Source organism: Kitasatospora sp. NPDC114501, from assembly GCF_055633695.1.
The window spans coordinates 435,829-456,319 of sequence record NZ_JBVKDS010000003.1 but is presented as its reverse complement, the minus strand read 5'-3'; the positions used below and the strand labels follow the sequence as shown (position 1 = coordinate 456,319).

General features: G+C 75.6%; 20 protein-coding genes. 14 read left to right on the top strand and 6 right to left on the bottom strand.

What is annotated here, in order from left to right; all coding sequences use genetic code 11:
• The first annotated feature begins 6 nt into the window (after positions 1 to 6).
• Positions 7 to 1,287, top strand: coding sequence for a GNAT family N-acetyltransferase (locus ACZ7RU_RS08550; RefSeq protein ID WP_470340110.1), 1,281 nt, complete (start codon positions 7 to 9; stop codon positions 1,285 to 1,287).
• Between the two features lie 67 nt (positions 1,288 to 1,354).
• On the opposite strand, the gene ACZ7RU_RS08545 is transcribed toward ACZ7RU_RS08550, so the two are convergent.
• On the bottom strand, positions 1,355 to 2,173 hold the full coding sequence (locus tag ACZ7RU_RS08545) for a TetR/AcrR family transcriptional regulator (protein ID WP_470340109.1): 819 nt from the start codon (positions 2,171 to 2,173) through the stop codon (positions 1,355 to 1,357).
• Positions 2,174 to 2,355: 182 nt separating this feature from the next.
• On the opposite strand from ACZ7RU_RS08545, the gene ACZ7RU_RS08540 reads away from it, so the two are divergent.
• The gene (locus ACZ7RU_RS08540; protein WP_470340108.1) at positions 2,356 to 2,928 is read left to right on the top strand and encodes a GNAT family N-acetyltransferase; all 573 of its coding nucleotides are present in this window, start codon (positions 2,356 to 2,358) and stop codon (positions 2,926 to 2,928) included.
• Positions 2,929 to 3,019: 91 nt separating this feature from the next.
• On the opposite strand, the gene ACZ7RU_RS08535 is transcribed toward ACZ7RU_RS08540, so the two are convergent.
• Positions 3,020 to 3,499, bottom strand: coding sequence for a macro domain-containing protein (locus ACZ7RU_RS08535; protein ID WP_470340107.1), 480 nt, complete (start codon positions 3,497 to 3,499; stop codon positions 3,020 to 3,022).
• A 9-nt stretch (positions 3,500 to 3,508) separates the two neighbouring features.
• Entirely contained in the window at positions 3,509 to 4,822 is a 1,314-nt protein-coding gene (locus ACZ7RU_RS08530) for an MFS transporter (protein WP_470340106.1), read from the bottom strand.
• Positions 4,823 to 4,935: 113 nt separating this feature from the next.
• Between ACZ7RU_RS08530 and ACZ7RU_RS08525 the strand changes: the two genes are divergently transcribed.
• Entirely contained in the window at positions 4,936 to 5,910 is a 975-nt protein-coding gene (locus tag ACZ7RU_RS08525; RefSeq protein WP_470340105.1) for a LysR family transcriptional regulator, read from the top strand.
• Between the two features lie 78 nt (positions 5,911 to 5,988).
• Here the strand turns inward: ACZ7RU_RS08525 and ACZ7RU_RS08520 are convergent, their stop codons facing one another.
• Complete coding sequence (locus ACZ7RU_RS08520) at positions 5,989 to 6,603, bottom strand: YceI family protein (protein ID WP_470340104.1); 615 nt, start codon at positions 6,601 to 6,603, stop codon at positions 5,989 to 5,991.
• Positions 6,604 to 6,785: 182 nt separating this feature from the next.
• Here ACZ7RU_RS08520 and ACZ7RU_RS08515 point away from each other — a divergent pair, with 182 nt between their 5' ends.
• From ACZ7RU_RS08515 to ACZ7RU_RS08480, 8 genes are all read left to right on the top strand, one after another.
• Entirely contained in the window at positions 6,786 to 10,031 is a 3,246-nt protein-coding gene (locus tag ACZ7RU_RS08515; protein WP_470340103.1) for a DEAD/DEAH box helicase, read from the top strand.
• Positions 10,028 to 10,228 carry a hypothetical protein gene (locus ACZ7RU_RS08510; protein WP_470340102.1) on the top strand — a complete coding sequence of 67 codons (201 nt, stop codon included), beginning with the start codon at positions 10,028 to 10,030 and terminating at the stop codon, positions 10,226 to 10,228. The genes ACZ7RU_RS08515 and ACZ7RU_RS08510 overlap by 4 nt, the downstream gene beginning before the upstream one ends.
• 153 nt (positions 10,229 to 10,381) lie before the next feature.
• Positions 10,382 to 11,269 (top strand): RNA polymerase sigma factor SigJ, encoded by an 888-nt coding sequence (sigJ, locus tag ACZ7RU_RS08505; protein ID WP_470340232.1) that lies wholly within the window; start codon positions 10,382 to 10,384, stop codon positions 11,267 to 11,269.
• A gap of 34 nt (positions 11,270 to 11,303) precedes the next feature.
• Entirely contained in the window at positions 11,304 to 12,401 is a 1,098-nt protein-coding gene (locus ACZ7RU_RS08500) for a DNA polymerase III subunit beta family protein (RefSeq protein ID WP_470340101.1), read from the top strand.
• 124 nt (positions 12,402 to 12,525) lie between these two features.
• Positions 12,526 to 13,329 (top strand): alpha/beta fold hydrolase, encoded by an 804-nt coding sequence (locus tag ACZ7RU_RS08495; protein ID WP_470340100.1) that lies wholly within the window; start codon positions 12,526 to 12,528, stop codon positions 13,327 to 13,329.
• Positions 13,330 to 13,441: 112 nt separating this feature from the next.
• A complete protein-coding gene (locus tag ACZ7RU_RS08490) occupies positions 13,442 to 13,849 on the top strand; it encodes a helix-turn-helix domain-containing protein (protein WP_470340099.1) in 408 nt (135 codons plus the stop codon).
• Between the two features lie 2 nt (positions 13,850 to 13,851).
• Complete coding sequence (locus ACZ7RU_RS08485; RefSeq protein ID WP_470340098.1) at positions 13,852 to 14,367, top strand: hypothetical protein; 516 nt, start codon at positions 13,852 to 13,854, stop codon at positions 14,365 to 14,367.
• Between the two features lie 117 nt (positions 14,368 to 14,484).
• Positions 14,485 to 14,838 (top strand): DUF2516 family protein, encoded by a 354-nt coding sequence (locus ACZ7RU_RS08480; RefSeq protein ID WP_470340097.1) that lies wholly within the window; start codon positions 14,485 to 14,487, stop codon positions 14,836 to 14,838.
• A 116-nt stretch (positions 14,839 to 14,954) separates the two neighbouring features.
• Here ACZ7RU_RS08480 and ACZ7RU_RS08475 read toward each other — a convergent pair whose 3' ends face one another.
• Positions 14,955 to 16,451 (bottom strand): PP2C family protein-serine/threonine phosphatase, encoded by a 1,497-nt coding sequence (locus ACZ7RU_RS08475; RefSeq protein WP_470340096.1) that lies wholly within the window; start codon positions 16,449 to 16,451, stop codon positions 14,955 to 14,957.
• Between the two features lie 237 nt (positions 16,452 to 16,688).
• On the opposite strand from ACZ7RU_RS08475, the gene ACZ7RU_RS08470 reads away from it, so the two are divergent.
• Positions 16,689 to 17,249: an O-acetyl-ADP-ribose deacetylase gene (locus tag ACZ7RU_RS08470; RefSeq protein WP_470340231.1), complete on the top strand. Its 561-nt coding sequence runs from the start codon at positions 16,689 to 16,691 to the stop codon at positions 17,247 to 17,249.
• Positions 17,250 to 17,463: 214 nt separating this feature from the next.
• On the opposite strand, the gene ACZ7RU_RS08465 is transcribed toward ACZ7RU_RS08470, so the two are convergent.
• Positions 17,464 to 18,297, bottom strand: coding sequence for a methyltransferase domain-containing protein (locus tag ACZ7RU_RS08465; protein ID WP_470340095.1), 834 nt, complete (start codon positions 18,295 to 18,297; stop codon positions 17,464 to 17,466).
• Between the two features lie 214 nt (positions 18,298 to 18,511).
• Between ACZ7RU_RS08465 and mshA the strand changes: the two genes are divergently transcribed.
• Positions 18,512 to 19,882, top strand: coding sequence for a D-inositol-3-phosphate glycosyltransferase (mshA, locus tag ACZ7RU_RS08460; RefSeq protein WP_470340230.1), 1,371 nt, complete (start codon positions 18,512 to 18,514; stop codon positions 19,880 to 19,882).
• 53 nt (positions 19,883 to 19,935) lie between these two features.
• Positions 19,936 to 20,490, top strand: coding sequence for a type III secretion system chaperone family protein (locus tag ACZ7RU_RS08455; protein ID WP_470340094.1), 555 nt, complete (start codon positions 19,936 to 19,938; stop codon positions 20,488 to 20,490).
• Position 20,491 lies beyond the last annotated feature (1 nt).

Here is a 20,491-nt window from a genome sequence, read left to right as displayed (position 1 = left end):
GGCCCCATGGGCAGCAGCATCGATCACACGACCGTCGACACCGTGAACGGGCTCCAGGTCCGGGCGGTCTCCGAGGACGAGGTGGAGGCCTGGAGCCGCGCGCTCACCCTCGGCTTCCTGTGCCCGCACGTGGGCAGCGCGCCGGACCTGCGCCGTCGGCAGTGGGAGCCGGGCCGGATGCTGGCCGGCTTCGACGGCGACCGCCAGGTCGCCACCTTCCGCAGCTTCGACGCCGAGTTGACCGTGCCGGGCGGTGCCGTCGTGCACGCCGACGCCGTCACCAACGTCACGGTCAGCTCCACCCACCGCCGCCGGGGCCTGCTCAGCGCGATGATGCGCAGGGACCTCGCGGCGGCCGCCGAGCGCGGCAGCGCGGTCGCGATCCTGGTCGCCGCCGAGTACAACATCTACGGCCGGTTCGGCTTCGGCCCGGCCACCCGTGGCGGCGGCTGGAACGTCGAGCTGCGCCGCACCCGGGGCCTGCGCGAGGGGCTGCCGGGCGTCCCCGGCGGCCGGATCGACTTCGTGACCATGCCGGAGCTGCGCGAGCTGGGCGCAGAACTGCACGAGCGCTGGCGGCGCACCCAGCCGGGCGCGATCGACCGCGACGCGCTCTGGTGGGAGCGCACCGTCGGAGAGGTCCGGACGCCGGGCGACGAGTTCAAGGAGCCGTTCGCCGCCGTCCACCGGGACGCCGACGGCGTGGTCACCGGTCTGGTGGTCTACCGGATCGGCAACAAGTGGGACGGCGCCTACCCCGACTGCAAGCTCACCGTGGAGGAGTTCCTCGCCCTCGATCTGCCCACCTCCGTCGAGCTGTGGCGCCTGGTGCTGTCGGTCGACTGGGTGGCCCGGGTCGAGGCGGGCAGGCTCGGGCCGGACGACCCGCTGCCGCTGCTGCTCCAGGACCCGCGCGCGGCCACCCCGCACGAGGGCAACGCGGACCTGATGTGGCTGCGGGTGCTGGACGTCGAGTCGGCGTTCGGCGCCCGGAGGTACGGCGCCCCGGGCCGGGTGGTGCTGGAGGTGGACGACAAGTTGGGCTACGCCTCGGGCCGTTGGGCGCTGGAGGCGGCCGAGGACGGCTCCGGTCGTTGCACCCGCACCACGGACGACGCCGACCTCGCGCTCGGCGCCTCGGAGTTGGGCTCGCTCTACCTGGGCGCCGAGACGGCGTCGAGGCTGGCCTCGGCCGCCCTGGTCACCGAGCTGCGCCCGGGCGCGGCGTTCGCCGCCGACCTGCTGCTGCGCACCCCGGTGCGGGCCTGGACGCCGACCGAGTTCTGAGGCCGTCCACGGGGAGGAGGCCGGCCCGCGGTCGTCGCGGGCCGGCCTCCTCTGTCGTCGGCGGGTGCTACTTGACCGCCGTCTTGCCGATGGTGGGGAGGATGAAGTCCTGGATCAGGCCCTTGGCGTCACGGACGATCGGCCGGAAGACCCGGTAGCGGGACAGGTTGATCACCCGGGCCGCGAGCGGCGTCGAGCGGCGGACGAACTCCCTGGTCCGCTCGGTGTCCGGGGTGCGGTCGAAGACCCAGTAGAGCACCACGATCATCAGGTACAGCCAGAGCACGTCCGGCAGCAGTTCGACCAGTTCGGCGTCCAGCTTGGGCGCCAGCTCGGAGCCCTGGAGCACGTCGCGGAACAGCTCCACGGCGGTCGCCCGGGCCGGGTGGGACTCGTTGGAGAACGGGCTCAGCGAGCTGGTCGGGTCGGCGGCGGTGCGGAAGAACTGCGCGGAGAACTCGTGGTACGGCGCGGCCGTGTCGAGCCAGGAGACCAGCGCGATCCGCAACCGCTCGGAGAAGTCCCGGGTGTGGGCCATGCGGCGCTTGGCGTCGGCCGCGTGCTCGTAGGTCATCCGGTCGTAGAACCCCTGGATCAGGAATTCCTTCGCCGAGAAGTAGTAGTACGCGTTGCCCACCGAGACACCGGCCTCGGTGGCGATCGCGCGCATGGTGGTCTTCTCGTAGCCCCGCTCCTGGAACAGCCGCATGGCCGTCTCCAGGATCAGCGCCCGGGTCGCCTCACTCTTGTCGGTCTTCGGCTGTGCCCGGCCGCCGGGCAGGGGCCCGGTCTCCGGTCCGGGCCCGCCCTCCGGTCCGGGCACGGCCGGAGCCCCGGCCGTGCCGTTCTCGCCGTCCGTTCGGTTCGTCGCTGCCAGGTCGTCCACGAGCACGAGCCTAGCCGGAGACGACGTTCCACCCGGTGTCGGTGTTCGTGGTACCGGATGCCCCCTCCGCATCCGGTACCACGACGGCCCCCTTGATTTCGAACGCGTTCAAAAGCCCAGCAGAACTGTAGACGTATCGGTTGAACATGTTCAACTCCATCTCTCTGTGGGAGGCTGGTCACATGATCAGTTCAGGTCAGACCCTCATCCGGCACGGCGGAGTGCAGGACGCCGAGTCCATCGCCGAGTTGCACGCCCAGAGCTGGCGCACCGCCTACCAGGGGATCGTCCCGGAGGAGGGACTGGGCGACGGAATGGCCGCCCAGCGGCGCGAGCTGTGGAGACTGCGCCTGGAAGCCGACTACGGGGAGCCGGAGAACACCCCCGAGCTCCTGGTGGCCGAACGGGCCGGCGCGACGGTCGGGTTCATCTACCTCGTCCCGCAGCCGGACGGCGCGGTGCTGATCGACAACCTGCACGTGCGCCCCGGCCTGAACGGCGGCGGCATCGGCCGCGAGCTGCTGACCGCGGCCCGCGCCCATGTCGCCGAGCGGCACCCCGGGGCCGGACTCTTCCTGGAGGTGCTGCGGGACAACACCCGCGCGATCGCCTTCTACGAGCGCGAGGGCGCCGAGCGGGTGCGGGAGCAGGAGGGCGAGTTCCCCGGCGGATTCCTGCTGCCCGAGTACGTGTACGCCTGGCCGGCCGCGCGCGTGGCGGTCGGGGCCGACCGGCCGGAGCCGACGGACCGGTAGGAGCCAGGCCGGTGGAGACGACCGGTGGGAACGGATCGGTGGAGTCGACCGGTGGAAAGGGATCGGTGGAGGAACTGCCGGAGCGGTCCGGTCAGTCGAAGTCGTAGACGGTCACCGGGACGCCCCGGTCCGTCAGCCGGGCGGTGACCAGCGGTTCTACCCGCTCCCACCGCCCGCCCGCCAGGCCGCAGCCGATCCGCGGCATGTGGACGGAGGCGCCGAGCCGGAGCGCGTGCCCGCCGAGCGCGGCCAGCCCGGTGTCGATCGCCTCGTAGCGCACCGGCACCCCGGTGGAGCGCCCCGTCCGGATGCCGCGCTGGCCGACCAGGTTGGCCACCCAGACGTACGGACCGACCGGCACCAACTGGACGGCGCCCAGCCCGAAGTCGTTCTTCGCCCGCTCCCGGTGCCAGCGTCGGTACGCCGCCTCGGGCTCGGGCCAGCGTCTGGAAAGCGCGAGCACGAAGCCCTTGCCCCAGCCGCCGAGGTCGTTGCAGACGTGTGCGATCACCTTCACGCCCTTGCCCTGGGGCGTGGTGGCATCGCCTTGGACGTAGGTGATTTCCCCCATGCCTCGACGTTAGAGGGTGGCACTGACAATCGGCTCGGCATTTTCCGCCGTCCCGTCCGGGCCCTCTCCCGGGGCCCCGTCCGCGGCCCGTCCGCCGTGCCCCGCCAGGTGCCGCCGCCCCGCCAGCGCGATCAGCAGTGCGATCCCGGCGGCCACGGCGGGCAGGGCGTAGCCGGTGCCCGGGGCGGCCTGCTCGGCGACCGCCCCGGCGAGCGCCGCCCCGGCCGAGATGCCGACCACGATGCCGGACACCGCCATCGCCATCCCCTCGTTGAACTGCCGCTGCGGCAGCAGCTCCTGGACCAGCGTCATCCCGGTCACCATGGTCGGTGCGGTGGCGGTGCCGGCCGCGAACAGGGTCACGCCGAGCAGTCCGAGCCCGGCCCCGCCGAGCCCGGCGGCGAGCGGCAGCAGCAGCACCGCGGTCATCGCCGAGGCGCCGAGCAGGAAGCGCGCGCCCGGTGCCCGGCGCGGGGTCAGCAGCCCGAACAGCAGGCCCGCCACGCAGGAACCGGCCGCGACCAGGGCCAGCAGCAGGCCGGCCGACGCCTTGTGGCCGAGCGCGTCGGCGTACGCCACGGTGGTGATCTCGGTGGCGCCGAAGACCATGCCGGTCGCCAGGAAGGTCAGCACCAGCACCCGCAGCCCGGGCACCCGCAGTGGGGAGCCGTGCCGCCGGCCGGCCGGCTCCCGCCCCTCCGCCGGGGCGGCGGGCAGCGGGGGTTCGGTGCGCCGCTGGGCGGCGAACAGCAGGGCGCCGGCGGTGCCGAGGGTGCCGGCGGTGACCAGTCCCGCCTCCGGGGCGAGCGTGGTGCAGAGCAGCATCGCGAGCACCGGCCCGGCCATGAAGCAGAGTTCGTCCAGCGCCTGTTCGAAGGAGTTGGCCAGGTGCCGGGCGGCCGGGTCGTCCCGGTACAGGTGGGCCCAGCGGGAGCGGGCCATGCCGCCGAGGTTGGGGGCCGCCGAGCAGGCCGCGGAGCAGAGCAGGAGCGTCCAGTCGGGTGCGCCGAGCCGGACGCAGAGCAGCAGTCCGGTCAGTGGAACGGCGTTGTACAGCGCGGCCGGTACCGTCACCCGCGCCTGCCCGTACCGGTCCACCAGCCGTCCGATCAGCGGCATCCCGACCGCGCCGGCGACCAGCCCGGCCGCCGAGACCGCGCCGGCCAGCCCGTAGGAGCCGCGCCGCTCGGAGAGCAGCACCACCAGCGCGACGCCGTTCATCGACAGTGCCAGTCGGCCGAGCAGCCCGGCCAAGGTGAAGGCGGCGGCGCCGGGGGCCGCGAACAGCCGCCGGTAGGAGGTGAGGAGGGCGCGCGAGGGCATCGGGTTCCTGTGGGCAGGGGGAGGGGAGTGCCCCCAGCCTGGCGCCGGCGGCGGGCGGCCGTCCAACACCTGTTTCGCCGCACTCACAACACGCTGTTGTTAATCTGCCGCCCATGCCCCGTGACCTGCACCCCCGTCTGCTCCGCGGCTTCGTCGCGACCGCCGAGACCCTGCACTTCGGCCGGGCCGCCGAGCGGCTGCACCTCGCCCAGCAGGCGCTCAGCCGGGACATCCGGACCCTGGAGGGGCTGCTCGGCGAGGCGCTGTTCACCCGCACCACCCGCAGCGTCGAACTCACCCCGGCCGGGCGGCGATTGCTGCCCAGGGCGCGCCGCTTCCTCGCCCTGCACGACGAGATCCTCGCCGGGGCGCTGACCGGGGCCGCCGCCCGGCCGCTGCTGCTCGACCTCAACAGCGACGTCACCGGCCCGGACCTCACCGCCGACCGGGTGCTCGAACGGGCCCGCGCCGCCTGGCCGGAGGGCGAACTGCTGGCCCGGTTCCACGGCGGACTGGCCGCGGCCGCGGCCGAACTGCTGGCCCACCGGCTGGACGCGTCCTTCGGCCGCTACGCCGGGCTGCCGGCCCCGGTGCGGGACCGACTCGCCCAGCTGCCGGTGCGGTTGGAGCGGATCTCGGTGATGATGGCGGACACCCACCCGCTGGCCGGCCGCCCGGTGCTGCGGGTGGCCGAGCTGGCCGGGCACCCCGTGGACGTCTGCGCCGGCAACCCGGCCACCACCGAGTGGACCGACCTGGGCGTCCGGCTGCTGCGCGAGCACGGCCTGACGGCGGCCGCGCCGTACGTGCCGCCGGTGGGCGTGGACGAGACCGCCCGCTACCTCGCCCGGCACGGCGATCCGATGCTGACCACGGTCGGCGGCCCGCGGATGCCGGGGACGGTGAACGTGCCGCTGGTGGAGCCGGTGCCGCTGAGCCTGGTCAGCCTGGTGCACCGGCCCGGCGAGCGTCACCCGGGGCTGCGGGCGCTGGCCGCCGCGGCGGGTGCGCTCGGCGCGGCCGAGGGCTGGCTGCGCCGCCCGCCGGGCAGCTGGCTGCCCGCGGCCGACGCGGCGCTGCTGTCGTAGCCGCCCCCTCCAGGGAGGGAGCGAAACCGCCCCTGCCCCGGGGGGAAGGGCAGGGGCGGCGCTCAGGGGGAGGTCGGCTCAGGCCGCCTTGACGGCGGAGATGTCGAAGCTGAGCTTGACCTTCTCGCCGATCAGGACGCCGCCGGTCTCCAGGGCCGCGTTGTAGGTCAGCCCGAACTCGGTGCGGTCGACGACGGCCTTGCCCTCGAAGCCGACCCGGTCGGCGCCGTACGCGTCGGTGGCGCTGCCGGTGTACTCCAGGTCCAGCACGACCGGGCGGGTGGTGCCCTTGATGGTGAGGTCGCCGGTCATCCGGTACGAGTCGCCGCCGAGCAGCTGGGCGGAGGTGCTGCGGAAGCGGATCTCCGGGTGGGTCTCGACGGCGAAGAAGTCGCCGGTCCGCAGGTGCTCGTCGCGCTGGGCCTGGTTGGTGTCGACGCTGCCGACCTTGATCACCAGCTCGGCCGAGGAGTTGCCGGGGTGGGTCCCGTCCAGGTGCAGCTTGCCGTCGTACTCGGTGAAGCGGCCCTTGACGTTGGTGACCATCGCGTGGCGGACCGAGAAGCCGATCTCGCTGTGCGTGCTGTCGATCGTCCAGTCGCCGGTCAGGTGGGCGAGGTCCGGGCCGGCCGGGGCCTGGACGGTGGTCGCGGCGGGGGCGGTGACGGTCTTGGTGCGGTTGAACAGGCCCATGGCTTCCTCCTTGGTCCGAAGCCAGTTGTTTAGGCTTCAACGTGTTGGCTCCAGCGTAGGACACTTTCGTTCAACTTTCAACCATGCGTCGGGGCATCCCCCGAACGGCTCAGCGGACCGGCCCTGTCAGCCCTCCCGGTTAGGCTGCGAGGAACGGATCCACCCCGCCCGGAAGGCCTCCGATGTTCGTCCTGCACGCGCTCTGGCGGGCGGACGGGCAGCTGGCGCTCTGGGCCGAGGACGCCCGCGCCCACCCCGGCGCCACCGAGCCGCACCCCGACCGGCCCGCCCCGCGCGCCCACCCCTACGCCTGCCCGGCCGGCGAGCTGGCCGCCGTGCTCGGCGGCATCGGCCCGGGCCTCGGCTGGCTCGCCGGGCAGGCCCCCGAGCGCTGGGCCACCCTGCTGCTGCCCACCGTCGGCACCGTCCCCGTCCCCTCTCCCGACCTGCCGGTCACCCCGCCGCGCGGCGGCGCCGTCCTCACCCCCTGGCGGGTGCCGGCGCTGCTCTTCGGCACCGGGGCCGCCGCCCAGCTGCTCGGCGAGGTCTTCGACCCGCTCTGGGCCGTCACCGGCACCGACCTGCCCGGTGCCGGGCGGGTGGAGGTGGTCCACGGCCCCTCGCTGCGCTGGCTCACCGGGGTGCACGACCTCGCCTGGCGGACGGTCGGCCGCGGCCGGGTGCTGCCGCTGCCGGTCGAGGGCGCCGACGGCCGCCCGCGGGCCCGGTGGCGGCCCGACCCCACCCCGGCCGGGCGCCGCGAGGCCGCCGCCCTGGCCACGGGCTGCCCGCCCGTCCTGCTGGGGGAGTGGCCGCACGGGCCCGGCAGCGGCGACGCGCTGCTGGGCGCCGCCCTGGGCGCCCTGGTGGACGCCGAGGCCCGCGCCGCACTGGCGGACACGCCCTTCCCGCCGCCCGGCGAGGCCGGGGCCGTCGCCGAGCGCTGGCTGCACGCCCTCGCCACCCCCGACGGCGGGTTCGACGGCGCCCCGGCCGGGGAGGTCGCCGAACTGCGCCGCCGGCTCGGCGCCTGGTACGCCGCCGCCGAGCCGGTCGACCCTGCGGTGCGGCTCTGCTTCCGCCTGGTCGAGCCGCTCGGCCCCGACCAGGACGACCCCGAGGGCCGCCCCTCCGACGACGCCTGGCAGCTGGAGTTCCTGCTCCAGGCCGTGGACGAGCCCTCCCTGCTGGTCCGCGCCGCCGACCTGCACGAGGGCGGCGCCGCCCACGCCGCGCTGGCCCGCAGGACGGCCGACCCGGTCGACGTCCTGGTGGCCGAACTCGCCCGCGCCGCCCACCGCTGGCCCGCCCTGGACGGGCTGCGCCACCGCACCCGCCCGTCCGCCCTGCCGCTCGACCGGGCCGGTGCGCTGGACTTCCTGCGCACCGCCGCGCCCGCCCTCGCCGAAGGCGGCTTCGGGGTGCTGCTGCCCGCCTGGTGGCGCCGCCGCCCCCGGCTCGGGCTCGCCCTGCGCGCCACCACCCCGCCCGCGCCCGGCTCGCTCGCGGTCAGCAGCCAGGTGGACCGGGACGCCGTGGTCGCGTTCCGCTGGCAGGCCGCGCTCGGCCCGGACGGGGATCCGCTCAGCGAGCGGGAACTGGCCGAACTCGCCGCCGCCAAACAGGGGTTGGTGCGAGTGCGCGGCACCTGGCTGGAGGCCGACCCGGCCCAGATCGCCGCCGCGCTCGCCTTCCTGGCCGACCGGCGCGACGGCGTGCTCGCCGCCCCCGAGCTGCTGCGGCTCGCCCTCGACCCGGACGCGACGGTCGCGGGGCTGCCGGTCACCTCGGTGCGCGCGGACGGCCCGCTCGGCGAACTGCTCGCCGGGCGGGCCGGCGCCGCCCCGGCACCGGAGCTGCCGCCGGACTTCCGGGCCGTGCTGCGCCCGTACCAGGAGCGCGGCCTGGCCTGGCTGCGGACCATGTCCGGGCTCGGCCTCGGCGCCGTACTGGCGGACGACATGGGCCTCGGCAAGACCGTCCAGACCCTCGCCCTGCTCGCCTCGGAGAAGGCCGCCGAGCAGGCCGCCGACCAGGCCTCCGAGCAGGCCGCCACGAAGGCGTCCGCGAAGACCGCGAAGAAGGCCGGCGGGAAGGCCTCCGAAAAAGCCGCCGAGCAGCCCGAGGGTGCCCCCGGCCCCACCCTGCTGGTCTGCCCGATGTCCCTGGTCGGCAACTGGCAGCGCGAGGCCGAGCGCTTCGCCCCCGGCCTGCGGCGGTACGTCCACCACGGCGCCGACCGCCTCGGCGCGGAGCAACTCGCCACGGCCGTACGGGGCGTGGACCTGGTCATCACCACCTACGGGCTGGTCCAGCGCGACCTCGCCGCCCTGCGCGCGATCCGCTGGCGCCGGGTGGTCGCCGACGAGGCCCAGCACATCAAGAACACCGGCACCGCGCAGTCCCGGGCGATCCGCGCGCTGCCCGTCACCCGGCACCGGATCGCGCTGACCGGCACCCCGGTGGAGAACCGGCTCGCCGAACTGCACGCCGTCCTGGACTTCGCCAACCCCGGCCTGCTCGGCCCGGCCGAGCGCTTCAAGGAGCGCTACGCGATCCCGGTCGAACTGCACCGCAGCCCCGAGCGCACCGCCGAACTCCGGTGCCGCACCGCCCCGTTCGTGCTGCGCCGGGTCAAGTCCGACCCGGCGGTGGCGGCCGAGCTGCCCGCCAAGCAGGAGATGACCGTCTGGTGCAACCTCACCGCCGAGCAGGCCGGCCTCTACCAGGCCGTGGTCGCCGACCTGCTGCGGCGGGTCGAGGGCATCCGGGGCGTGGAGCGGCGCGGCACGGTGCTGGCCGCGATCGGCAAGCTCAAGCAGGTCTGCAACCACCCGGCCCAACTGCTGCACGACGGCTCGGCGGTGGGCGGGCGCTCGGGCAAGGTCGCCCGGCTGGCGGAGCTGCTGGAGGAGGCGCTGGCCGAGGGCGACCGGACGCTGGTCTTCACCCAGTACGCCGAGTTCGGCACGATGCTCCGCCCGTACCTGGAGCGCCGGCTCGGCGAGGAGGTGCTCCACCTGCACGGCGGGGTGCCCCGGGCGCGCCGCGAGGAGCTGGTCGAGCGCTTCCAGTCCCCGGACGGGCCCCGGGTGTTCCTGCTCTCGCTGCGGGCCGGCGGCACCGGCCTCAACCTGACCGCCGCCAACCAGGTGATCCACCTGGACCGCTGGTGGAACCCTGCGGTCGAACAGCAGGCCACCGACCGCGCCTTCCGGATCGGCCAGCGCCGGGACGTCCAGGTCCGCCGGCTGGTCTGCGTCGGCACCGTGGAGGAGCGGATCGACGAACTCCTCGCCGCCAAGAGGTCGTTGGCCGAGGCGGTGGTGGGGGAGGGGGAGCGCTGGCTCACCGACCTGTCGGCCGACGCACTGCGCGAACTGGTCGTCCTCACCCGGGAGGACGCCGTGGCCGAGGAGGACGCGTGACCGAAGACCCCCGACCGCCCGTGGTCAACGTCGCCGCCTACTGGCGCGGCGACTTCACCCTGCGGCCCGCCCCCGCGGAGGAGGAGGACGGCCCCGACGAGCCCTCGCTGCGCCGCCTCGGCCGCTCCGGCATCACCGTGCACGGCCGCGACCTCGCCGTCCTGCTCGCCCCCGCCTACGAGGCCTTCCGGGGCTGAGCGCGGAGGCTACCGTGCGGTAGCGTCGCGCGGGTGACCGACACCCACGACACCGGGCCGGCCCGCGGGACCGGGCCGACAGGAGACCCCGGACCGGCCGACGGAGCCCGGTCGGCCGACCCCCGGCTGGCAGCCTTCGAGCAGCACCGGCGGATGGTCTTCGGCATCGCCTACCGGATGCTCGGCAGCGTCGCCGACGCCGAGGACCTGGTCCAGGACACCTGGCTGCGCTGGAGCGGCGTCACCGGCCCGGTCGCCGCCCCCGGCGGCTTCCTGGCCCGTACGGTCACCAACCTCGTGCTCAACAAGCTGGACTCGGCCGCCGTCCGCCGCGAGTCCTACGTCGGCCCCTGGCTGCCCGAACCGCTGGTCACCGAGGCGGACGCGACCGACGGCGTCGAGCGGGCCGAGACCGTCTCGGTGGCCCTGCTGGTGGTGCTGGAGAGCCTGTCCCCGCTGGAGCGGGCGGTGTTCGTGCTCAAGGAGGCCTTCGGCTTCTCCTACCGGGAGATCGCCGAGGCCCTGGACCGCACCGAGGCCGCCTGCCGCCAGGTCGGCAGCCGGGCCCGGGCGCACGTGCGCGCCCGCCGGCCGCGCTACGACGCCCCGCCCGAGCTGCGCCGCCGGGCCACCGACGAGTTCCTGGCGGCCTGCGTCGGCGGCGACCTCAACCGGATGCTCGACCTGCTCGCCCCGGACGTCGTCAGCTGGACGGACGGCGGCGGGGTGATCCGGGCCGCGCTGCGCCCGGTCACCGGCGCCGAGAACGTCGCCCGCTTCATCCTCGGGGTGCTCCACCGGCTCGGCGAGGGGGCCGACGCCCGTCCGGTCCTGGTCAACGGCGAGCCCGGCCTGCTGGTCACCGTGGACGGAGCGGTCGACTCCGTCTCGGTGTTCGAGTTCGCCCAGCCGGGTGCCGACGGCGCCGTGCGGATCTCCGAGATCCGCGGCGTCCGCAACCCGCACAAGCTGGCCCACCTGGCCGGCCTGGGCTCCGCTCCCGCCCCCGGTGACGGCGCCGGCCGGCCCGGCCCGGCTTGACCCTCGACCAGGTCGAGCCCGCAGAGTCACCGGCATGGAGAGCGAGCTGCACAGCATCGGCGAACTGGCCCGCGCCAGCGGACTGGGCGTCGGTACCCTGCGCTACTACGACGGCGCCGACGTGCTCACGCCCGCCTGGGTCGATCCGCAGACCGGCTACCGCTGGTACCGGCCCGGCCAGCTCGCCGACGCCCGGCTGCTGGCCCGGCTGCGCCGGGTCGGCCTGCCGCTGTCCGGCATCCGCGCCGTGCTCGGCGCCGAACCCGGCGGCGGCGAGGCCCGGCAGGTGCTCGACGCGCACCTTCGCCGGCTGGAGGACGGCCTCGCCGACGCCCGCCGCGAGCTCTCCCTGATCCACGCGATGATCGACCAGAGGGAGCAGCCGATGACCACCACCCCCGCCGGACTCCGACTCACCGTCCCGGCCGCCGGCCTCGCCGCCGCCCTGGACGCGGTCCGCTTCGCGGTCTGCGGGGACCCTGAGCTGCCCTCGCTCGCCGGCGTGCTCTTCGAACCGGACGGTCCGGTGCTGCGCCTGGTCGCCACCGACCGCTACCGGATGGCCTTCGCCGAGGTGCCCGCCACGGGCGACTCGCCCGAGGGGCCGGTGGCCGGTACGGTCGTCCCCACCGCGCTGGTGGACGCGCTGCGCGCGCTGCTCGGCGCGGGGGCGGCCGAGGTGGCGCTCACCCTCGGCGGCGGACTGGTCCGGGCCGAGGCCGGGGAGCACCGGATCGAGGGCGCCGCACCCGACCTCGACTACCCCGACCACCGGGCCGTCACCCGACTGGAGCCCGAGCACCGGATCGCCCAGTCCGCCGCCGAACTGCGCGCCGCCGTGGAGAGCGGCGCCACCCGCACCCTGCCCTCCGGCCCGGACGGCGCCGACTGCGAGGTCACCGTCCTGACCCTGAGCGGGGACGGCCGGCTGACGGTCGCCGAGGACCCGGCCCCCGAGGGCTACCGACTGGCCGTCAACCGGGACTTCCTGCTCGACGCCCTCGACGCCGGGCGGCCCGAACAGCTGCTCCTCGAACTCGGCGGCCCGATCGCCCCGCTGGCCGTCCGCAGCCCGGGCCGGGCGGGCACCTTCTCCGTCCTGATGCCGATCCGGCTGCCCGAGTCCGGCTGACGGGCTGCGCCGGCACCGCTCGACCGCCGGCACCGCCCGACTGCCTGCGCCGCCCGACCGGCCGGGCCGGCGGGACCCCGGAAGGGCCTGGAAGGGTCCGGAAGGGCTCTGGAAGGATCACCGCATGAGTCCGCACCCCGATCCCCCCGCCGCCGAGCTCCACGTCCCCGCCCCCGGCGGCGGCCGGCTGTGGGCGGAGCGCCGCGGCACCGGCAGCCCGGTGGTGCTGCTGCACGGTTCCGGCATGGACTCGCGGCTGTGGGACGCCGTCGCCCCGGCGCTCTCCCGGCACCACGAGGTGATCCGCTACGACGCCCGCGGCCTCGGCCGCTCCAGCGCCCCGGAGCGGGCCTTCGACGACGTCGCGGACCTGGGCGCCGTGCTGGACCACGCCGGTCTGCGCAGCGCCGCGCTGGTCGGTCTGAGCATGGGCGGGGAGACCGCGCTGGACTTCGCCCTCGCCCACCCCGACCGGGTGACCGCGCTCGGCCTGGTGGGTGCCTCGGTCAGCGGCCACGACTGGCCGCCGTCCCCGGAGACCACCGCCTACGCCGAGGCCCGGCGGCGCGGCGACGCGGCCGCGCTGGCCGAGCTGGAGCTCTCGGTCTGGGCCGCGATGGGCCGCGGCGCGCCGGGCGGCGAGCTGGTCGCGGCGATGGTCGAGGAGAACGCGGCCCGCCGGATCGTCAGCGAGCAGCACCTCGCGGGCGCCCCGGCCCGGGCGGCCGAGCCGCTCCTCGGCACCGTCACCGCGCCCACCCTGGTCGTCCACGGCGACCGCGACCACCCGGAGATCGCGGCGATCGCCGAGCGGCTCGCCGCCGACATCCCCGGCGCCCACGGCCACCTCGTCCCGGACGCCGACCACTACCTCCCGCTGCGCACCCCCGAACGGCTCACCGGACTGCTCCTCGCCCACCTGGCCTGACCGGCCCGCCCCCGCCCTTCGGTGCCCGCCCGGGCCGTCCCCGGCTCCCGGCGCGTTTGCTGCCGCTAGCACCCTGCTTGCATTTGCAAGCAGGGTGCTGCAGGCTGTCCGCATGGCCTCACTGAACGTCGGCTCGCTGGGCGAGTACATCCGCGAGCAGCGCCGCAACGCCCAGTACTCGCTGCGGCAGCTGGCGGAGGCCGCCGGCGTGTCCAACCCGTACCTCAGCCAGATCGAGCGCGGGCTGCGCAAGCCGAGCGCGGAGATCCTCCAGCAGATCGCCAAGGCGCTGCGGATCTCGGCGGAGACGCTGTACGTCCAGGCCGGGATCCTGGAGGAGCGGCGGGGCGAGGGCCTGGAACTGCGGGCCTCGATCCTGGCCGATCCGCTGATCAACGAGCAGCAGAAGCAGGCGCTGCTCGCGGTCTACGACGCCTTCCTCAAGGAGAACGCCGCGTCGGCCCCCACCGCGCCGACCGGCGGCCCAGCCACCCAGAACACCCACCGGGAGGACCGGTAACCATGCCCATCACCGACGAGATCAAGAAGACCCTCAGCGACCCGACCCCGCTGTACGCCCTGGCCGGCGCCGGGGACCTCGCGTACGAGAAGCTGCGCGAGGTGCCGGGCCGGGTCGAGGCGCTGGCGGCGGACCGCAAGGGCGCGCAGGAGAAGGCCACGGCCACGCTCCACGAGGCGCAGTCGCTGCTGACCGGGGCACAGGCCAAGGTGGCCGAGACCGTCACCACCCTGCCGACCGACTTCAAGGCCCTGCAGGAGCGGGCCCAGGGCTTCGCCCTGCAGCAGGTGGCCCGCGCGGTCGAGCTGGCGGTGAAGGCCAAGGAGACGTACGACGAGCTGGCCGAGCGCGGCAAGGTCGTGGTGGACAAGGCCCGACCGGCGGCGTCGGAGGAGCCCGGGCAGCCCGAGGTGATCGTGGAGCGGGTCGAGGCCGAGCCGGTGGCGGACGGCGGTGCCGGGCCCGCGCCGAAGAAGTCCGCCCGGGCCCGGAAGAACGCCGCCGACGGCGCGGAGTGACCTCGCGCCCCCCGGGGCACGTCAGGTGACCGTGGGACGTTCACCCCGTCGCGGACGGTTGTCGTGCCAGGATGGGCGGCGGTCGCAGCGCCGGAGTCGAGAGCAGAGGAGATCGAAATGGTCGGAGTGTTTCAGATTCTGGCCTTTTCCTACCTGAACCCGGTCTGGTGGGCGACCGTCGCCATCCTCGCCTACAAGCTGTTCGCCCTGGTCGACGCGGCCACCCGCCGGGAGGACGCCTACCGGGCGGCCGACAAGAAGACCAAGGGCTTCTGGGTGGCGATCCTGGCGATCTCCTTCGGCTGGGACCTCCTGTTCGGGGTGAACTTCTTCACCGGCATCGGCACCCTGGCCGGCCTGGTCGCCTCGATCGTCTACGTGGTGGACGTCCGCCCGGCGATCCGGGCGCTGACCGGCGGCGGTGGCGGTCAGGGCGGTCGGAGCAACACCGGGCCGTACGGCCCCTGGTAGCCGAGACCTCGGACAGCGCGACGGCCCGGGCGGGGAGTTCACCCGCCCGGGCCGTCGCCTGTCCCGCCGTCGCCTGGCCGCGTGGCGGCCCGTCCGGCCGTCCGGCTGCCGGGCCGTCAGCCGAGGATCAGCTGCACCGGGTTGCGCTCCAGCAGCAGCACCGCGACGTCGTCGGTCAGCGCGCCGCCGTTCAGCTCCTCGACCTCGGCGATGGCGCTGTCGACCAGCCGCCCCCGGGTCAGCCCGGCGGCCTGGTGGTCGCCGACAAGGTCCGCGAGCCCGTCCTGGCCCAGTCGGCGGGACCCGGCCCCGACCCGGCCCTCGATCAGCCCGTCGGTGTAGAGCATCAGCCGCCATCCGGGCCGCAGTTCGACCTCGTGGGCGGGCCAGGCGGCCTGCCCGTCGTGGCACGGCAGCAGGCCGAGCGCGGGCCCGGCGAGGTCGGCGGGCAGGCTGATCGGCTCGTGGTCCCGGCCGAGCAGCAGCGGCGCCGGGTGCCCGGCGAGGTAGAGCCGGGCCCGCTCGCCGGCGCCGAGCGAGTCGAGGCCGCCGCCGGCGCCGCCGGGCTCGATGACCAGCATGCAGAGCGTCGCGAAGATCTCGTCGCTGCGCCGCTCGTGCTCCAGCACGTGCTGGAGGGTGGTGAGCAGGGCCTCGCCGGTGAGGCCGGCGAAGACCAGGGTGCGCCACGCTATCCGGAGTGCCACGCCGAGCGCGGCCTCGTCCGGGCCGTGGCCGCAGACGTCGCCGATCACCACGTGGACGGTGCCGTCGTCGGTGCGCACGGCGTCGTAGAAGTCGCCGCCGAGCAGCGCTCGTCGGCGGCCGGGGCGGTAGCGCCGGGTGAAGGAGAGCCCGGCGCCGTCGAGCAGCGGGGTGGGCAGCAGGTGGCGCTGGAGACGGGCGTTCTCCTGGCCGCGCAACTCGGCCTCGACCAGGCGCCGCTGGGACTCGTCGGCGCGCTTGCGCTCGACGGCGTAGCGCAGGGCGCGGGCGAGCAGCGGGCCGTCCGTCTCGTGCTTGAGCAGGAAGTCCTGGGCGCCGGCCGCGACGGCGGCCGCGCCGAGTTCGGCCCCGGCGGCGTCGGTGAGCACCACGACCGGGGTGTGCGGGGCGCGGCGGAGCAGCTCGTGCAGGCCCTCCAGCCCGTCCGAGGCGTCGGAGGGGTGCGGCAGGTCGGCGGGCGCGGCGAGGTCGAGCAGCACGCAGCCGAACTCGGGGGTGCGGGAGCGCCCGCGCCGGGCCCAGGGGGCGGGCGGGGCGAGCAGTTCGGTCGCCTGGTCCAGGCCGCGGGCCCAGTGGATCTCGATCGAGGCGCCGCTGTCGGCCACCGCGGCCTTGATCAGCTGGGCGTCCGAGGCGTCGTCCTCGATGACCAGCAGCCGCAGCGGCGCGCCGTCGGCCGGCGCGTCCGCCGCCGGAGGGCCGGCCGGGTCGGGGACGTGGGACGGGTGGGAGGCGTGCGCGGCCCGTGAGCGGGGGTGGGGTATCGGGGGAGCCGCCGTGGCCGGTCCGGTCGTGGCGTGGCTGCGGGCATGGCCGACGGGGGCGCCGTCATGGGCGCCCGGCAGGTCCGCGGCACCAGGTGCCCGCCCGTCTCCCGTTGCGGGCATCGATCGTTCCTCCCTTTCCCCGACTGCGTAACGGTCGACGTCGGTCCGCAGTGCCCGCCTGGCACCGCGCGTCGGGGAACTTCTCGCGACCATAACGTGATCTCCGGGAATTTCTCTGGCCGACCGGCGCCGTTGTGGCTATTGCCACGCCGGTGGCGGTGTGGTGACTGGACTCGGACGACGACTCGGCTCCCGTCCCGGCGGCGGCCGGGCGGCCCGGGGGAGGAACAGGCGATGGTGGCACGCATCACCCTGGTGGAGGGTGACATCACGGAACAGGCGGTGGACGCGGTGGTGAACGCCGCCAACTCGTCCCTGCTGGGCGGTGGCGGGGTGGACGGCGCGATCCACCGCAAGGGCGGGCCGCGGATCCTGGAGGAGTGCCGCCGACTGCGCGCCTCGCACTGGGGCAAGGGGCTGCCCACCGGCCGGGCGGTGGCGACGGCGGCCGGACGGCTGCCGGCCCGGTGGGTGGTGCACACCGTCGGGCCGGTGTACCGGGCGGAGGAGTACGAGGAGCGGGCGGAGCTGCTGGCCTCCTGCTATCGCGAGTCGCTGCGCACCGCGGCGGCGCTCGGCGCGCGCACGGTGGCCTTCCCGGCGGTGTCGGCCGGGATCTACGGCTGGCCGCCGGCGGACGCGGCCCGGATCGCGCTCGGCACCGTCGCCGAGGTGCTGGGCGGCGGTGACGCGGAGGCGGGCGCGGAGCTGACGGAGGTGCGGTTCGTGCTGTTCGGGTCGGAGATGTACGAGGTGTTCGAACGGGCCTGGCGGGAGCTGTCCGAGCGGGACGGCTGACGGCGGGGCGGGGGCGTGGGTGCCGACCGGGCGGGGTGTGGTGTCGCCGCTCGGTCGGGTCCATGGTGGCGTGCCGAGGCGTCAACACGCCACAGATATTCGATAACTCGTTCGAGTGAATGTACCGGGTCGTTCACCAGCTCCGGCGCGCACCGGCCCCCGAGCGCCCGCCGCCGTACGCCCGCACCGGCGCACCGGCCCACCGCGCGCCGGGCTATGGCGCGAGCGACGACCAGGGCACCGTGACCTCTCCCTGCCGCCACCGCCCGCGCGCGTCCACCAGCGGCCAGCTGCCCGCCAGTGCCGTGCAGGCCGCCACCCAGCGCTGCCGCGCCCCGAACGCCCCGTACGGCGCGGCCGCCGCCCAGGCCCGGTCGAAGTCGGCCAGGAAGGCGTGCACCGGCCGCCCCGGCACGTTGTGGTGGATCAGCGCCTTCGGCAGCCGCTCGGCCAGGTCGGAGGGCTGGCCCAGGCCGCCCAGCCGGGCCGCGAAAGTCACCGTCCGGGGCCCCTCCGGGCCGAGCGCGACCCAGACGTGCCGCCGCCCGATCTCGTCGCAGGTGCCCTCGACCAGCAGCCCGTCCGGGGCGAGCCGCGCGCACAGCCGCTCCCACACCCCGGCCACCGCCGACTCGTCGTACTGCCGCAGCACGTTGGCCGCCCGGATCAGCTGGGCCGGCGCGCCGCCGTCCAGCGGCACCTCGAAGCCCCCGCGCCGGAACGTGAGCAGCGGCGGCTCGGCGTACGGCAGCGCGGCGGCGACCCGCTCCGGCTCGATCTCGATCCCGACCACCCGGACGTCCGGCCGCACCGTGCGCAGCCGTCCGGCCAACTCGACGGCGGTCCACGGCGCGGCGCCGTAGCCGAGGTCCACCGCCACCGGCGGGCGCTCGGCGGCGCGCAGCACGCCGCCGAGGGCGTGGGCGATCCAGCGGTCCATCCGGCGCAGCCGGTTGGTGTTGGTGGTGCCCCGGGTGACCGTCCCCACCGGGCGCCCGGTCCGTCCGCGGGCGGGCGCGGCGGGGGCGGGGTCGAAGGAGGCAGCCATGCCCAGAAGGGTAGTCGGACCGTCGGCGCCGCCGCGCTGACCTGGGGCGATGGCGGCCGTTCGGGCCGGGGGACGGGGCGGGAATGCCGGACACGGTCCGTGTGGTTGGCACACTGGTGGTGATGTGTGCCCGGACGGGGCAGCGCACACCGGACAGCGGGCGGCCCGGACGGACCGCCTCGACGGGCCGCTCAGAGGAGGCTTCAGCCAGGTGATCCAGCACCCCGTCCGTTCGGTACGCCGTGTCCAGCCCGCCGCCCCCGCGCGCGGCCGGCTCCAGTCGCTCGTTCCCGGCCGCCGTCGCCCGCGCCGGATCGCGATGCTGAGCGTCCACACCTCGCCGCTGCACCAGCCCGGCACCGGGGACGCCGGCGGGATGAACGTGTACATCGTCGAGCTGGCCAAGCGCCTGGCCGACCTCAACATCGAGGTCGAGGTGTTCACCCGGTCGATCAGCTCGGACGACGCGCCGACGGTCGAGCTGGCCCCGGGCGTGCTGGTCCGCCACGTCACCGCCGGGCCGTACGAGGGCCTGGTGAAGGAGGACCTGCCGGCCCAGCTGTGCGCCTTCACCCACGCGGTTCTGCGGACGGAGGCGGGCCACCGCCCCGGCCACTACGACCTGGTGCACTCGCACTACTGGCTCTCCGGGCAGGTCGGCTGGCTGGCCGCGCAGCGCTGGGGGGTGCCGCTGGTGCACACCATGCACACCATGGCGAAGGTCAAGAACGCCGCGCTGGCCGAGGGCGACACGCCCGAGCCCGCGGCCCGGGTGATCGGGGAGACCCAGGTGGTGGAGGCGGCCGACCGGCTGATCGCCAACACCACCGAGGAGGCCGCCGAGCTGGCGCTGCACTACGCCGCCCGGCCGGACCAGCTGGCCGTCGTCCACCCCGGGGTCAACCTGGACGTCTTCCGCCCCGGCGGGCCGCGGACGTCGGCCGCCGCACGGGCCCGGCTGGGCCTGCCGCAGGACGCCGCGGTGCTGCTGTTCGCCGGCCGGATCCAGCCGCTGAAGGCCCCGGACGTGCTGCTGCGGGCGGTCGCCGCGCTGCTGGACCGCCGCCCGGAGCTGCGCGAGAACCTGGTGGTGCCGGTGGTCGGCGGACCGTCCGGCACCGGGCTGGCCCGGCCGGAGAGCCTGCACAAGCTGGCCGCCCAGCTGGGCATCTGCGACGTGGTGCGGTTCCACCCGCCGGTCGGCCAGTCGCAGCTCGCGGACTGGTACCGGGCGGCGACGGCGCTGGTGATGCCCTCGTACAGCGAGTCCTTCGGGCTGGTCGCGCTGGAGGCGCAGGCCTGCGGCACCCCGGTGGTGGCGGCCGCGGTCGGCGGCCTGCCGGTCGCGGTGCGGGACGGCGAGACCGGCACCCTGGTGCAGGGCCACGACCCGGTGGACTGGTCGTACGCGCTGGAGTCCTACGTCACCGACCGGGCCCTGGTGGCCCGGCGCGGCGACGCGGCGGCCCGGCACGCGGCCCGCTTCGGCTGGGACACCGCCGCGGCGACCACCGCCGAGGTGTACGCCGGCAGCATGGCCCGCCCGGCCGGCCGACTGGCCGCGGCCCGCCGCCGACTGGCCTGAGTGCCGGCGGTCCGGGCTGCGCCCGCCCGGTACCGACGAGTAACGTCACCCCCATGGCAATCCGCACCAAGGACGAGGCCCTGACCCTCCTGCGCGCCGCCCTGGACGACGCCGGGGTGGCCTGGGAGCCGGCCGCCGCCGACCCGTACACGCTGGTGGCGGCCCTCCCGGGCACCCGGAAGCTGAGCACCGCCTGCGCCCTGCGGGTCGGCGACCACACCCTGTCGGTGAACGCCTTCGTGATCCGCCGTCCGGACGAGAACCACGAGGCCGTCTACCGCTGGCTGCTGGAGCGCAACACCCGGATGTACGGCGTCGGGTACGCGGTCGACGCGCTCGGCGACGTCTACCTGGCCGGCCGGCTGCCGCTGGAGGCGCTCACCCCGCAGTCCGTGGACCGGCTGCTCGGGACGGTGCTGGAGAACGCGGACGAGCCGTTCAACACCCTGCTGGAGCTGGGCTTCGCCACGGCGATCCGGCGCGAGTGGGAGTGGCGGACCAAGCGCGGGGAGTCCACCCGCAACCTGGCCGCCTTCGCCCACCTGGCCGCGCCGGCGGCCCCGTCGGAGGGCGCCCCGGACGCCCGGGACGCCCGGGATGCCGGCTGAC